This is a genomic window from Nonlabens sp. (assembly GCF_047636915.1).
GTDB lineage: Bacteria > Bacteroidota > Bacteroidia > Flavobacteriales > Flavobacteriaceae > Nonlabens.
The window spans coordinates 1-13393 of sequence record NZ_JBLIGN010000069.1 but is presented as its reverse complement, the minus strand read 5'-3'; the positions used below and the strand labels follow the sequence as shown (position 1 = coordinate 13393).

General features: G+C 37.3%; 18 protein-coding genes and 1 pseudogene. 1 reads left to right on the top strand and 18 read right to left on the bottom strand.

Annotation, left to right across the window (positions count from 1 at the left end):
• The 10 genes and pseudogenes from ACJAT0_RS10135 to ACJAT0_RS10090 all read right to left on the bottom strand — a co-directional run.
• Positions 1-430 (bottom strand): 3-hydroxyacyl-CoA dehydrogenase family protein (locus ACJAT0_RS10135; protein WP_415181561.1); only part of this gene is annotated, 430 nt, incomplete at its 3' end.
• Positions 431-454: 24 nt separating this feature from the next.
• Positions 455-634 (bottom strand): hypothetical protein, encoded by a 180-nt coding sequence (locus ACJAT0_RS10130; RefSeq protein WP_415181560.1) that lies wholly within the window; start codon positions 632-634, stop codon positions 455-457.
• Between the two features lie 56 nt (positions 635-690).
• Positions 691-1473, bottom strand: a complete 783-nt coding sequence (locus ACJAT0_RS10125; RefSeq protein ID WP_415181559.1) for an enoyl-CoA hydratase-related protein — start codon at positions 1471-1473, stop codon at positions 691-693.
• Positions 1474-1683: 210 nt separating this feature from the next.
• Positions 1684-2169: a 1,2-phenylacetyl-CoA epoxidase subunit PaaD gene (gene paaD, locus ACJAT0_RS10120; RefSeq protein ID WP_415181558.1), complete on the bottom strand. Its 486-nt coding sequence runs from the start codon at positions 2167-2169 to the stop codon at positions 1684-1686.
• A 7-nt stretch (positions 2170-2176) separates the two neighbouring features.
• Positions 2177-2503: a four helix bundle protein gene (locus tag ACJAT0_RS10115; protein ID WP_415181557.1), complete on the bottom strand. Its 327-nt coding sequence runs from the start codon at positions 2501-2503 to the stop codon at positions 2177-2179.
• Between the two features lie 74 nt (positions 2504-2577).
• The gene (gene paaC, locus ACJAT0_RS10110) at positions 2578-3381 is read right to left on the bottom strand and encodes a 1,2-phenylacetyl-CoA epoxidase subunit PaaC (RefSeq protein WP_374002089.1); all 804 of its coding nucleotides are present in this window, start codon (positions 3379-3381) and stop codon (positions 2578-2580) included.
• Positions 3382-3517: 136 nt separating this feature from the next.
• Positions 3518-3640: pseudogene (locus ACJAT0_RS10105) on the bottom strand (four helix bundle protein); the annotation flags it as partial.
• A gap of 180 nt (positions 3641-3820) precedes the next feature.
• A complete protein-coding gene (paaB, locus tag ACJAT0_RS10100) occupies positions 3821-4105 on the bottom strand; it encodes a 1,2-phenylacetyl-CoA epoxidase subunit PaaB (RefSeq protein ID WP_374002087.1) in 285 nt (94 codons plus the stop codon).
• 98 nt (positions 4106-4203) lie between these two features.
• Positions 4204-5157 carry a 1,2-phenylacetyl-CoA epoxidase subunit PaaA gene (gene paaA / locus ACJAT0_RS10095; RefSeq protein ID WP_374002086.1) on the bottom strand — a complete coding sequence of 318 codons (954 nt, stop codon included), beginning with the start codon at positions 5155-5157 and terminating at the stop codon, positions 4204-4206.
• A 218-nt stretch (positions 5158-5375) separates the two neighbouring features.
• On the bottom strand, positions 5376-6452 hold the full coding sequence (locus tag ACJAT0_RS10090) for a 2Fe-2S iron-sulfur cluster-binding protein (protein WP_415181562.1): 1077 nt from the start codon (positions 6450-6452) through the stop codon (positions 5376-5378).
• A gap of 149 nt (positions 6453-6601) precedes the next feature.
• Between ACJAT0_RS10090 and ACJAT0_RS10085 the strand changes: the two genes are divergently transcribed.
• A complete protein-coding gene (locus ACJAT0_RS10085; protein ID WP_415181556.1) occupies positions 6602-7207 on the top strand; it encodes a hypothetical protein in 606 nt (201 codons plus the stop codon).
• 74 nt (positions 7208-7281) lie between these two features.
• Here ACJAT0_RS10085 and ACJAT0_RS10080 read toward each other — a convergent pair whose 3' ends face one another.
• The 8 genes from ACJAT0_RS10080 to ACJAT0_RS10045 form a co-directional block, all read right to left on the bottom strand.
• Positions 7282-8802: a GH3 auxin-responsive promoter family protein gene (locus tag ACJAT0_RS10080; RefSeq protein ID WP_415181555.1), complete on the bottom strand. Its 1521-nt coding sequence runs from the start codon at positions 8800-8802 to the stop codon at positions 7282-7284.
• Between the two features lie 332 nt (positions 8803-9134).
• The gene (locus ACJAT0_RS10075) at positions 9135-9998 is read right to left on the bottom strand and encodes a hydroxymethylglutaryl-CoA lyase (protein ID WP_415181554.1); all 864 of its coding nucleotides are present in this window, start codon (positions 9996-9998) and stop codon (positions 9135-9137) included.
• A gap of 101 nt (positions 9999-10099) precedes the next feature.
• Entirely contained in the window at positions 10100-10363 is a 264-nt protein-coding gene (locus ACJAT0_RS10070) for a type II toxin-antitoxin system PemK/MazF family toxin (protein WP_415181553.1), read from the bottom strand.
• Between the two features lie 107 nt (positions 10364-10470).
• Positions 10471-10611, bottom strand: coding sequence for a ribbon-helix-helix domain-containing protein (locus tag ACJAT0_RS10065; protein WP_415181552.1), 141 nt, complete (start codon positions 10609-10611; stop codon positions 10471-10473).
• A gap of 200 nt (positions 10612-10811) precedes the next feature.
• Positions 10812-11429, bottom strand: coding sequence for a LysE family translocator (locus tag ACJAT0_RS10060; protein ID WP_415181551.1), 618 nt, complete (start codon positions 11427-11429; stop codon positions 10812-10814).
• A 60-nt stretch (positions 11430-11489) separates the two neighbouring features.
• Complete coding sequence (locus tag ACJAT0_RS10055) at positions 11490-11822, bottom strand: hypothetical protein (protein ID WP_374002080.1); 333 nt, start codon at positions 11820-11822, stop codon at positions 11490-11492.
• A gap of 15 nt (positions 11823-11837) precedes the next feature.
• Complete coding sequence (locus ACJAT0_RS10050) at positions 11838-12176, bottom strand: hypothetical protein (protein WP_415181550.1); 339 nt, start codon at positions 12174-12176, stop codon at positions 11838-11840.
• A 33-nt stretch (positions 12177-12209) separates the two neighbouring features.
• Positions 12210-13256, bottom strand: a complete 1047-nt coding sequence (locus tag ACJAT0_RS10045) for a quinone-dependent dihydroorotate dehydrogenase (RefSeq protein ID WP_415181549.1) — start codon at positions 13254-13256, stop codon at positions 12210-12212.
• Between the last annotated feature and the right edge of the window lie 137 nt (positions 13257-13393).

Sequence of the window (13393 nt, the reverse complement as noted above, 5' to 3'; positions counted from 1 at the left end):
TATCGAGTGACGCAGCAATACTCGCAATGCTCAAGCTGGAAGTATTAGAGGCAATAATACAGCTGTCAGAGACATGAGATTCCAATTCTTGAAACACCTTTTTCTTAATATCTAAGTTTTCAATTATGGCCTCTATGGTCAGATCAGAGTCTGCTAAATCCTTGATGGTATTCACATAAGAAATATGAGACTGAATGCGATTTTTCTCTGCAGCATCAATTCTCCCTTTCTCTATAAGTCTGTTGAGTATTTTTTCAAGACCAGCTTGGGCTTTATCCAATTGTTCTTGATTCACATCAAATAATTTTACCTGACAACCAGCGGTGGCAGCTACTTGAGCTATTCCACTTCCCATAGTACCAGCACCTATGACTCCTACATTGTGGATATACGAATCTTGATTTTTAATTTTTGATTTTTGATTTTCCATCTAAAAGATTTTTGATTCTAGAATTTAAAGTTTAGAATTTTGATTTACTGAGTCTTGGTATTTTTGATACTCAAGACAAAAATTGAGATTAATTGATTGTTTTGATAAATGTTCTGAAGCAAAGCTTTTATCTAAATACTTCCAGCCCTTAATAATTGAAACTGCAAAATTTATTAATCTGTTTTCTAAATCCTGAGCTTTCATATTTCCATTTTTTAAATCAAAAATCGCAAATCAAATATCCGATATCGTAAATCCCTTTACTTTCCTTTAAAAACCGGCTTGCGTTTCTCCATAAAACTGGCAACACCTTCAGCATAGTCTTCTGTGGCGGCGCTTTCTATTTGAAGTTTTGATTCTAGAGCAAGTTGTTCTTCAACCGTATTATAGAAAGATTGGTTCAAGGCTTTTTTTGTGTTGGCAAGGGCGACGGTAGGCAACGCTGCTAATTTTCGAGCTGTTTTTTGAGCTGTAGCAAGAAAATCTGCGTCGGGAATTGCTTTGTAGATCATTCCCATTTGTTCTGCTTCTGTAGCTGTAATTTTATCGGCCAGCATCATGGCGGCGCTTGCTTTTCCAAAACCGATCAATCGGGGCAAGAAAAAAGTTCCTGCACTATCGGGTATCAGTCCTATTTTAGAAAAAGCTTGTATAAAAGCGGCACTCTCTGCGGCTATTACCACATCGCAACATATAGCGAGATTTGCACCTGCTCCAGCAGCAACGCCGTTTACACCGGCAACTACTGGCTTTTCAAGGTCTCTAATCTTTAAAACAATAGGGTTATAATGGTCGTCTAGAATGGCTTTAAAACCTGGATGTAACTCTGGATTGGTTATTTCTTGAATGTCCTGTCCTGCACAAAATGCTTTTCCTTCACCCAGTATCAATACTGCTCTTACTTCATCATTTGCAGCACATTGATCTAATGCATCTTGCATCGCAAATGCCATCTCTCTATTGAAAGAATTGAATACTTGTGGTCTGTTTAAAGTTATGGTAGCAACACCGTTCTCGACTTGCATGAGGATAGAATCTGACATAGATAGAGTTATTTTCTGTAAAGTTAATGGTTGTTTAGCTTTCGCGAAAGCGAGACTTAAATTAATAAATCCTACATAATAAATATCTTAAATGGTAGATGCAGATAAATAGATTTTGAAAAATAATAAGAATAATGAATAAAATTATATTTGCTTTTTATCCATAGTATTGATTTCATATCGATGTCCAGGGGCTGTCAGCATTGGAGCTTACTTCAAACACTTGAAGTAATCAAAGGGTTCTAAGCAATCGTCACATTGAAACATGGCTTTACATGCTGTAGAACCAAACTGGCTTACCAGCTTGGTATTCTTAGAGCCGCAATTGGTACACTTCACTAACTTTTTTTCATTTAGAAGCACATCTTTATCAGCTGTTTCTTCAAGTGGCGCAGCAATTCCATAGGCTTCCATTGCTTTGCGACCACGCTCGGTAATCCAGTCTGTGGTCCATGGCGGACTCATAATTAATTGCACATGAGTTGTATACCCGTGAGCAGCAAATGCTCTTTCAAGATCATCGCCTATAACGTCCATGGCAGGACAACCACTGTAAGTAGGCGTTAATTTTATGGTGATTTCTTTTCCTTCTACAACAACATCTCTAATAACCCCAAGATCTACCACGTTTAATACTGGTATTTCGGGATCCATGACAGACTCAATAACTTTCAATATGGAATTCTCAATATTCAATTTTCAATTATTTTAATTTCGCTGTTTTAATACTCTGCCCAAATATAGCAACCAACTCTTGACCTTCTTTTAAAGCCAGATGTGCCTTATCAATATCTTTTAGTAAATTTGATTTAATTTGAGTTTTCAAATTAAATCTCGACTCTTTTAATTCTTTGGGAACCAATCCCATCCTATGAATAACATCTTTATTTGACTCTGCTCCTTGAACTTCACCATAATTTAATACAACTTTAGTTAGCGTTCTTATGAGTTGTTTACTCAAATGATCCTGTACAAAAGGCTTCTCGACCTTCCCAATTAACTTTATACCTTGGACTGCAAAGTCTATCAATATTTATTATAAATCAAATTTACGTTCCACAATAAAAGTTTAAATTGAATCTGGAAACTGGATAAATTGAATATTTACCAACGTGAGTTGGGATAAGTTCTTTGCATATATTGCATCTCTGCAAGAATAAAGCCCATGTGTTCACTGTGTAGTCCTTCCTTTCCGCCTTTTTGAAAATATTCTACTTCTGGAATATCTAGAGTCGCTAGTGTCAATAACTCCCCTACTTTTTCATAATAATACTCCCGTGATTGTGACATGTCCGGAGCAACCCCAGAAATAATCATAGCATTATCAGCAGCTGTCGTTTGAAAAAGTTCATCTGTATAAATCCAAAGGTCGTTTACGGCTTCTTGAACTCGACTTTTACTTTCTTCTGTTCCATCTCCTAGACGTTTTAACCAGTCACCAGAAAAACGTTCGTGATAACTCGCTTCTTTGATTCCTTTAAAAGCAAGTGCCCTCAGAGTCTCATCAGCGCTTTGCTGTAAAGCATTTAAGAACAATCTATTATATACATCAAAGAAAAACTGACGTACAATCACATAACCAAAATCTGTATTGGGTTGCTCTACCAGCAATACACTTTTATATTCTCGCTCTTTCCTTAAAAATGCGATGTCATCTTCCGTAGATTTATCTCCTCTTAATTGTGCGATATATTGATAATAACTGCGCACCTGACCCAGCATGTCCAGTGAGATATTAGTCAGTGCTATATCTGGCTCTAGGTTAGGACCATGACCACATAATTCGCCTAACCGCTGACCTAAAATAAGGTAACTATCTGCAACCCCTAACAGATAATTAATTAAATGTTCTTTGTTTTGTGATGATTCCAAAAATTTTGGATTCAACTCTTTTATCGGTTGTTTCATATCATTGAAATGATTAAAAAATCAAAACGAAAATCAAAATCAATTTTGAGCACGCTTATTTTTGGTTCTTAATAATGGTTGCTACTATTTTACTGAGCTTTAAAAATTCATCTACTAGATTTGTTTGGTCGTTTTTTTAAAGATTGGCTTTAAGTTGTATCCTTAAGTTATTCTTACATTCTTTTAATTCCTTTAGACAAATCCTAAGCTTATTGATCTTGTCTTTACCAGTTCCCGCACCGGCAAACTCTCCATAATTTAAAGCAGCACTTCAGGAGGAACGGATAAGTTGTTCCGGATAATATTTTGACGCGTATGTTTTTATCGGAAAATCAAATTCGCTAACCACATCTGCTGCAAATAGTATCGATCTATCTTCTACATCATAAGGTTTTTCACTTATTGTGGTTTGATTTTAGTTTTAATTTTCCTTTTAAAACTACATATGCTTCAACTCATCAGGCAATTTATAAAAAGTAGGATGCCTATATACTTTATCTGTTGCCGGTTCAAAAAGCTCACCACTTGCTTCGGGATTACTTGCCGTAATGTTGTTGGACGCTACAACCCAAATACTAACCCCTTCATTCCTGCGCGTATATACATCCCTTGCATTATTCATTGCCATTTCGGAATCTTCAGCGTGTAAGCTGCCGCAGTGTCTGTGTTCTAGACCATTTTTAGATCTTATAAATACTTCCCAAAGTGGCGTTTCTTGACTCATTTTTTTCTGCTTTGCGGCGCATTGCGTGCGCCTATTGGAGCGCATCGCATGCGCACTTGTTATTTTTGGCGCATGCGATGCACCTTTACTCAAATCGCCTAGGCGATTTGCTGTTTTCTTTCCTTTTGTTTGGTTGCATAAGCAGTTGCTGCATCACGCACCCAAGCACCATTATCCCAAGCATCGCGGCGGTCGTCTAGTCTTTTTTTGTTCATAGGACCGTGTCCTTTTACCACTTGCCAGAATTCATCCCAATTGATCTCGCCAAAATCATAACTTCCAGTCTCTTCATTCCATTTCAAATCTGGATCTGGGATAGTAAGTCCTAAAAGCTCCGCTTGCGGAACCGTTTGATCTATAAATTGCTGACGTAACTCATCATTGGTCTTGCGTTTCAGCTTCCATTTCATAGATTGCTCTGTATGTGTACTTGCAGCATCTGCAGGACCTAACATCATTAAGGAAGGCCACCACCAGCGATTCAATGCATCTTGAGCCATTTCTTTTTGGTCTTCAGTTCCATTACAAAGCGATAACATAATTTCATAACCTTGTCTTTGGTGAAAACTTTCCTCCTTACAAACACGCACCATAGCGCGAGCGTAAGGTCCAAAAGAAGTACTACACAAAGGAACTTGATTAATAATCGCAGCACCATCTACCAGCCACCCTACAGTTCCCATATCTGCCCACGTCATGGTTGGGTAATTAAAGATCGAAGAATATTTTGCTTTACCAGAATGTAAATCTTTATACAATTGCTCCCTGGTGATTCCCAAAGTTTCACAGGCACTGTATAAATAAAGACCATGTCCAGCTTCGTCCTGCACCTTTGCAAGTAAGGCTACTTTACGACGTAATGACGGCGCACGAGTGATCCAATTGCCTTCTGGCAACATGCCTACTATTTCAGAATGTGCGTGCTGGGAAATTTGTCTGATGTGCGTCTTGCGATACTTCTCAGGCATCCAGTCCTTAGGCTCAATCTTTTCATCTCTTGCAATTTTGGCATCAAATTGCGCTTCTAAGCTTTTGATTTCTGCTTCACTCATAGTTTCATTATTTTTGACGCATGGCACGCGTCTGTGATATTTGTATGCGATGCGGACCTACTGCACCTTGCGCATACTATGTATTGATGATGTTCACATACTACGCAAACCTAAATGTTCGCATTCGATCCCAACCTACTTTGTCAAGCGGTCTGTTAACACCTCAAAACTCTTTACATTTTATTGACTCTTACTTATTCCGCTTTCGCAAAAGCCCACTACCCATCGTAACTCACCACCAACTTCTTACTGGTAGGAACACTTACACAACTCAGTACAAAACCTTTATCCACTTCTTCATCGGTCAATGCATAATTCACTTTCATCGCCACAGAGCCTTCTATAACTTTGCATTTACACGTACTACAAACACCTCCTTTGCAGGCATAAGGTAGATCTGCACCAGCACTTATGGCTCCATCGAGTAGATTATCAAAGTCTTTACCCAGTACAAAATGAAATTCCTTACTTCCATCTATAATGGTCACCTCTACCCCATCAACTTTTTTCTCGAGTGCTGCTGCTGCTCTCGCTTTATCGGCATCGCTCAATCCACTTACAAAAAGTTCAAAATGAATGTTCTCTTTCTTCATTCCTGCAGCAAGGAGTTCATCTCTGATCAAGAAAATCATCTCTTCTGGTCCACAAATAAAAGCGTGGTCCGTATGTGGAGCGTTGATCAATGTTTGTGTAAGCGTCTGTAATTTCTCTTGATCAAAGCGTCCATTAAATAAAGGAATATCTCGATTCTCACGACTTAAAAAGTAAAAAACTTCAAAACGACTTAAATATCTGTTTTTCAAAGCTTCTATCTCTTCCTTAAAGATAATAGATTTTACGGTTCTATTGAGATAGAATAACTTGAATTTAGCATTTGGCTCGCTGGCAAGGTGTGTTTTTATGATACTCAACATAGGAGTAATACCACTACCAGCGGCAAAAGCTATATAATTTTTAGCTTTATTTTTATCAGGAGCTTCAATTCCAAAATCACCACTAGGTGCGGCAACCTGCAACACATCGCCAGATTTTAACTGCCGATTTACGTGCGTAGAAAATTTACCCTCAAAGATTTCCTTCACCGCAACTTTCCATTCATCATCCAGCGGGCTGCTGCAAAGTGAGTAGCTGCGTCTCACATCTTCACCATTAATCATGGTGCGCAATGTCAAAAATTGCCCTGAGCGGTACTTGAACTCTTCTTTCAATTCCTGAGGAACGTCAAAAGCGATTACCGTTGTATCCTCCGTCTCTTTGTAAACTTGAGATAATGTTATGTTATGGAAATTGCTCACAGATATTAGGTCGTTAAGTGGAGACAAAACTAACACTTGTTAGTTTGAGAAACAAGTACCTTATTTCACAATCTGAAATAAATTTATAAATGTACCTTTTAACTTGAATTTCACGACCATAACTGGAACTGCATTGTATATTGTTATTTATGAGGTATTCTAATATTAAAGCACCAGAATCCATTTTAAAAGAGGCAGAAAAAGCCCTGTCTTTTTATCCTTTATTAAAAGAAACTCACATCGAATTTAGGTTCCATAATACGCTGCGTAAAAACTTCATGCAAGCACAACCCACTTACAGCAGCATTTTCAAGTATCGAAGCCATCGCAGTTACATTATCCTGATAAGTAAAAGGTTCCAAGTAGAAAATGAAATATTCACCATCGATGAAATACCTAATGATGTTCTCATAGGCTGGCTAGGTCACGAACTTGGGCACGTGATGGATTATCGAGCACGCAGCGGTATAGGGATGATTTTTTTCGGATTGAAATACTTGTGCTCACACGCTCATATTCAAGAAGCAGAGCGAGCCGCAGACGATTATGCCGTGCGTCATGGAATGGGAGCGTACCTTTTAAAAACTAAAAACTTTATCCTTAACCACACCAGTCTGTCCGAAAAATACAAGCGACACATGCGCAAGTTCTACCTCTCCACTGAAGAGATTCTAGGACTCATTAACAGATATGCCGAAACAAGTGAAAAACCAACTGACGCAGAACTAGAGGATATAAACCTTCCTCATTCCTAGTTGTTGATAACTAATTAAATTTCTTTTGAGATATTAGTGCGCAATTGCACTCTCCAGAAGTTTTTTTGATGTTATTAAAAATTTGTTGCAAAGTCTTCCCATTTTTTAAATTTTTCCTCATCCATTACTTTTTCGGTCTTTACCTGGCCCCCTTTTTTATTATTATGGTTGTTCCATTTTGTAAATATCTCTGGGTGTACCTTATTTACTAGAACTCCTTTTAATGCTTTAGATCGTGCTACCTTGTAATTCTTATTAGCTTCCTGAAGTAACTTATCTAAAACCTCTGCAAGTTGCTTTTCTGTAGTATTTGTTTCTGTTGCCAAATACCAAACATGGTAAAAATCACCATCTATTTTCTTAGCAGAAACGGTGAACTCTTTTATAATTGTATCAAAATTCGATTGCAGCTCAAGTAAGGCTGTTTCCATTTTTAAAACCGACAGTTGGCTTCCTATTACGTTTAGAAAAAACTTCGTTCTTCCTGTTATTTTAATTTCAGCCTTTTCAACGTTTATAAACTTGATGGTGTCTCCTGTCGAATAACGCCATGCACCAGAAACAGTAGATATAATAAGAACATAATCTACATCTGGCTCTACATCAGCCATAGTTACTACAGGTGAATTTGCAACAATACTGCCGTCTTGTTTTACGTACTCCTCTTGAAATGGCACAAATTCAAAGTAAATACCTCCATCTGTAATAAGTTGCATAGCATCTGTTTCCGGACGTTGTTGACAAGCGATAAACCCCTCACTGGCGAGATAGGTATCTACAATTTGTACTGGTTTAGAAAATAATTTTTCAAAACTAGACCTGTAGGGCTCAAAAGCGACTCCGCCAGAAGTATAAACGCATAGGTTGGGCCATATGTCATGAATGGAATCTACGTTGTTATAATGCATTACATTCTTTAACATCAGTTCGAGCCAAGATGGAATACCACTCAACATTCCAATATCCCAATTTTTAGCTTCTTCAGCTATTTTTTGAACACGCTCATCCCAATCATCTATGGAGGATATTTTTTTTCCTGGTCTATAAAACGATTCTAAAAATTCGGGGATTTGGCTGGCTGAAATACCGCTAATTTCGCCGATAACAAATCCATTCTCTTCAGTTAAATCTGTAGAACTGCCTAATGCTAGTACCTCACTTTCAAAAATGCCTGCTGGCAAATCAAAATTAGTTAAGGCGCTTACTTGTCTCGTTCCTGCTGCTTTTATGGCGGAAATCATTTCATCAGAGACTGGAATAATTTTGGGCTTTTTACCTGTGGTACCGCTTGATCTTGCCAAAAACCTTGGAGTACCTGGCCAACTGATATTGGGCTTTCCTTCTTTTGTGCGCGACCACCATTGCTCGTCCATTTTATGATAGTCGAAGAAGGGTACCGCTTCCGCGAAAGCCTGCTCTAAATCACCCTCTTTTAAAACATCCTCAAAACCGTAGTAAAGACCAAAAGACGTTTTTTTTGCTTTTTTTAACAAGCTTTTAAGTGCTTCCCTTTGTAATTCCACATGATTTGAACCCGAAGTAATCGAGTCGTGGATATGTAAAGCTGTTTTAATTATAGGTCCTAAAAGCGCCATGGATAAATTGTTGACTTTAAAATTATGATTTTACCAAATAAGCTTCGGTTAATATTATGGTAAGGTTTGAGTTTAGTAATAGGGCATTGTGACAAAACAATAGGTCTTACAGGAACCCTTTCCTCGTTTTATTCTTAGTAGCGTGCATTGAGCTAACCGAAAGTAGTCTTTAAAATTAATTATAATAGTTGCTCATCCAAACCTCAAAGGTTTCTAAGACCTTTGAGACGTTCCTTTCTAATTCAAAAAAAGGAAACTTCGAGAACCTCAGGCCTTATTATTTTTTTCAAGACCGACATTAAAACTCTCCAAATGCGATCTCAATTGGATCCTTAATGATACTTACTAAAAATCTTTGTAGCTTCATTATAACTACTCTCAAAAGACATGGCATTTACATTGGAATCTGCTTGAGCGGTGTTGAGGTAGCTGACCATTTTCTCTGTAGGCATGTTGCCTGTCAATTCATCTTTTGCCATAGGACAACCTCCGAAACCTTGTATAGCTCCATCAAACCTTCTGCAACCAGCTTTATAGGCAGCATCTACCTTTTCATGCCAACTTGTAGGTGTCGTATGTAAATGTGCACCAAATTCAATAGCTGGATATTTAGGAATTAAATTGGAAAATAGATAAGAAATGGTTGCTGGATCTGAAGTTCCTACCGTATCTGAAAGCGAGAGGATTTTTACGCCCATATTATAAAGCTTCTCTGTCCACTTCCCTACAATCTCAACATTCCATGGATCCCCATAAGGATTTCCAAAGCCCATTGAGATATACACGACCAGTTCTTTACCATGCTTTTGAGCTAAGTCTAAAATTTCCTGCAATAACGCAATACTTTGAGCTATGGTTTTGTGTGTGTTACGCATTTGAAAATTCTCTGATATGGAAAATGGATACCCCAAATAGTGAATCTCCGGATGCTCACAGGCAGACTGTGCACCACGCAAGTTTGCTACAATGGCAAGAAGCTTAGAATCGGTTTTAGAAAGATCGAGTTTAGAAAGCACCTCAGCGGTATCCACCATTTGTGGTATGGCTTTAGGAGAAACAAAACTCCCAAAATCAATCGCATCAAATCCACATCGCAATAACGACTGAATGTACTGTACCTTTAAGTGAGTAGGGATAAATTCCTTGATACCTTGCATCGCATCACGTGGACATTCTATGATTTTTACTTTTTCCATTGAAAAGCAAATATAGTATTACGAAAAGGTTTGCGGAAATGATATGGCACTAAAGCTTAAAAACATCATTAATGCCTTCGTTTATTTGAGAAAATTCAGATTTAGATATGAAACCGACTTTTTGAAATGGATCTGACGTGAATATGTAGAATTTTAGATTTCTTTTTAAGACCATTGTTTTCACTAGGCTTAATAATGACATCACCATAATAGTTTTTTATCGCTGTAGTCATAGGACATACCACTACATTAGGTGCAAATTTATTCACCGTATTTCCTGAAACTATAACAACTGGATACCTGGCAGCTTGCTCGGTGTCTACTGAAGGATCCAAATAAGCCCTGTACATATGACCTTGTCTCATCCTTCTTGTTTGTCAAGTTCATCAAGATCATGAAACGCATCTTCAATTCCTTCTTCAGCCATGGCATGCATGTCTGGATCATTTGCCATTCTTTTGTAAGATTATGCTTAAGCAGCAGGGTATAATTCTTTTAAGTACATAGACAATGCTTTTTCAATGAGCTTATTTTTATGTGGTTTGAGCCGCTTTGCAATATCTGCAAGATCTTTAAGTAACGCGTCTATAAGAAAGGAAGTGAAGGTGGCCATTATTATTTACGTAAACTAAAATATGGGCAAAAATAAAGATACTTGTAAGCTTATGAAACTATAAATCATCCAGAACACTCATTTGGTTGTTCTTTCGGCTGCGCTGAGACCACCGCTATCCTATTTCCTACTTCAACTGTGGTCAGATCAGCGTTTTTAAATAAAAAGAACTGCTTTTTTATCGTTATTTAAAGAGCTCTCTACGGAATCAAAATCGCCACTGCTATCCCGATAAAAACGACAATTTGTGTCCATTTCATGGCTGGTTCAAACCAGGTGGATGATTTTATGAATCGGGCTGCTGTTCCAGCAAGTACGGCCAGTGCATAGAAAACCAGTAAAGAAACTAACATAAAAACACCGCCTAACATATAAATCTGTATCCAATCTGGAAAGGAGTCTGTTATGATAAACTGGGGTAATAAGGCAAGAAAAAATAAAGTGACTTTAGGATTCAACAAATTCATGGTGATTCCTATTTTATAGAGTTTCCATAAACTTTGAGAAGAAGTTTTTGTAGCGCCAAATTCAATACTCGCATCTGATTGGTATATTTTAAAAGCAAGAAAAAGCAAATAAACGGCTCCTGCTATTTTAATGGCATACAACAACCACTCATTATCTCTTATAATCACAGCAAAACCCAATGCCACAATAGAAGTGTGAACAATACAACCAGTAATCAAACCACTAGCAATAGCGATTCCATATTTAGAACCACGAGCAACAGATTGAGTGAGTACAAAAATATTATCTGGTCCTGGACTGATTGCAAGAAGTAAGGTTGCGAGTGCAAACGATATTAGGGTTTCTAGCATAAATAAGAAAGGCTGCCCTATTATGGACAGCCTAAAAGTAAGATATTCTTTGGTGCTAAATTAATTTTTATTTTCAATTTTTGAAACGCGCCCTTGATCATTAAAAGTAAAATTAATCGGTTTTTTAGTTCTATATACTTCAACTTCATTAGTATCTAGATTTAACATCTCTACATCTATATGATAGACATAGATTTCATTACCATTATTTGACTTGATTTCTTTAGGCTGCCTACCAAAGGAATCTACTAATTCATCACTGGTAATACCTAGATATTTATCCTGCATTTTCTTTTCAGAATATGCTTTCATTTTAGCAGGAAATGTAACAATGCTGCAACTAGTCATGGAACATACAAATATAAACGGGAGTAAAAATTTAATATATTTCATTATTATTTATTTATGTTAACGATCTCTAGTTGTAGTCCATACGGTATCTCCTGCAAGCATGGACTTATAAACTAACCCTTCATCATTGAAAAAATATGCCATGGTTGTTGTAATTTGATTTTTAGTAAATCCAGATTTAGTTCTGAGTCCACCTTTCACGGTTGAGACAAAAATCACAACTTCTTCTCCATTTATTGTTCTTGTTTCGGAAGGTCTTTCATTCCTTTTATTAATTAATTCAGTTTTAGTTAGTCCATTAAACCTTTCTGGGTCAAAATCTTCTGGTTTAAGACTAACACAACTGGCTAAAAAAAACAACAATAAAATTGGCAATAAAAATTTGATATGTTTCATGTTTTCTTAACGTTTGGTCAAAAAACGAAAAAACTAGCGATTTATCCTAATAATTTCCTCGTTAATTTCCTTTATCAATGTTGGTCCTTCATAAACAAAGCCCGTATACAACTGCAACAGACTTGCACCAGCATTTATTTTATCGATGGCGTCTTGAGCGGTCATGATACCACCTACACCGACGATAGGAAAAGCGCCATTGCTTTTTTGATGTAAAAAAGCAATAACTTCTGTCGCTCTATGAGTTAATGGTGCTCCACTGAGGCCGCCGGCCTGTTGAACCAATTCTTCTTCTGATTGCAATCCTTCTCTAGAGATAGTGGTATTGGATGCGATCACTCCATCTATTTTAGTGTCTTCTACTATTCCTATGATATCCAGTAGTTGATCATCAGTTAAGTCTGGAGCTATTTTTAGGAGAATAGGTTTTCTACTTTCTTTTGCATTATTCAAGTTCTGAAGTGTTTGAAGAATGTGAGTGAGCGGTTTGCGGTCTTGCAACTCGCGCAATCCGGGTGTGTTAGGTGAGCTTACGTTTACGGTAAAATAATCCACGTGATCAAAGAGTTTTTCAAAACAGATGATGTAATCGTTTACCGCTTCCTCATTAGGAGTGACTTTATTCTTCCCTATGTTTCCTCCAATCAAAACATGATTGGGTTGACCTAATTTAGGGTTTTTCTTTAAGCGTTCCACAGCAGCATCAACTCCACCATTGTTGAATCCCATTCTATTGACAATCGCCTGATCTTTCTTTAATCTAAAGAGTCGTTTCTTAGGATTTCCATCTTGTGGCAATGGCGTGAGCGTTCCTATTTCTATGAATCCGAACCCTAAATTTGTAAATTCTTTGAAGGCTTTGGCGTCTTTATCAAATCCCGCAGCCATTCCCACAGGGTTTTCAAAGCTTAAACCGAAGAGTTCTTTTTTCAGCGCAGGGTGATTTTTTTTAAAAAGCTTTCGCGAAAGCGCACTAAAGCCAGGCACCTTGTTTAATAATTTGATACTGCTAAATGAAAAGTAATGCACTGCTTCTGGATCGAAAGCAAATAACAAGGGTCTAATAAGTGTTTTGTACATAATAATAAGGTTGTGCAAATTTACAATCCATTGGACTTTATTCCATATTTTTGTGATTCTTAATAAATGACTGATATGAGTAAATATGATGTGATCGTTTTAGGTAGTGGACCTGGAGGATATGTAACGGCAATACG

Coding starts and splice junctions, on each gene's coding strand:
- ACJAT0_RS10130 (WP_415181560.1), bottom strand. CDS start 634: ATGAAAGCTCAGGATTTAGAAAACAGATTAATAAATTTTGCAGTTTCA.
- ACJAT0_RS10125 (WP_415181559.1), bottom strand. CDS start 1,473: ATGTCAGATTCTATCCTCATGCAAGTCGAGAACGGTGTTGCTACCATA.
- paaC (WP_374002089.1), bottom strand. CDS start 3,381: ATGAAACAACCGATAAAAGAGTTGAATCCAAAATTTTTGGAATCATCA.
- paaB (WP_374002087.1), bottom strand. CDS start 4,105: ATGAGTCAAGAAACGCCACTTTGGGAAGTATTTATAAGATCTAAAAAT.
- paaA (WP_374002086.1), bottom strand. CDS start 5,157: ATGAGTGAAGCAGAAATCAAAAGCTTAGAAGCGCAATTTGATGCCAAA.
- ACJAT0_RS10085 (WP_415181556.1), top strand. CDS start 6,602: ATGAGGTATTCTAATATTAAAGCACCAGAATCCATTTTAAAAGAGGCA.
- ACJAT0_RS10080 (WP_415181555.1), bottom strand. CDS start 8,802: ATGGCGCTTTTAGGACCTATAATTAAAACAGCTTTACATATCCACGAC.
- ACJAT0_RS10075 (WP_415181554.1), bottom strand. CDS start 9,998: ATGGAAAAAGTAAAAATCATAGAATGTCCACGTGATGCGATGCAAGGT.
- ACJAT0_RS10070 (WP_415181553.1), bottom strand. CDS start 10,363: ATGAGACAAGGTCATATGTACAGGGCTTATTTGGATCCTTCAGTAGAC.
- ACJAT0_RS10065 (WP_415181552.1), bottom strand. CDS start 10,611: ATGGCCACCTTCACTTCCTTTCTTATAGACGCGTTACTTAAAGATCTT.
- ACJAT0_RS10060 (WP_415181551.1), bottom strand. CDS start 11,429: ATGCTAGAAACCCTAATATCGTTTGCACTCGCAACCTTACTTCTTGCA.
- ACJAT0_RS10055 (WP_374002080.1), bottom strand. CDS start 11,822: ATGAAATATATTAAATTTTTACTCCCGTTTATATTTGTATGTTCCATG.
- ACJAT0_RS10050 (WP_415181550.1), bottom strand. CDS start 12,176: ATGAAACATATCAAATTTTTATTGCCAATTTTATTGTTGTTTTTTTTA.
- ACJAT0_RS10045 (WP_415181549.1), bottom strand. CDS start 13,256: ATGTACAAAACACTTATTAGACCCTTGTTATTTGCTTTCGATCCAGAA.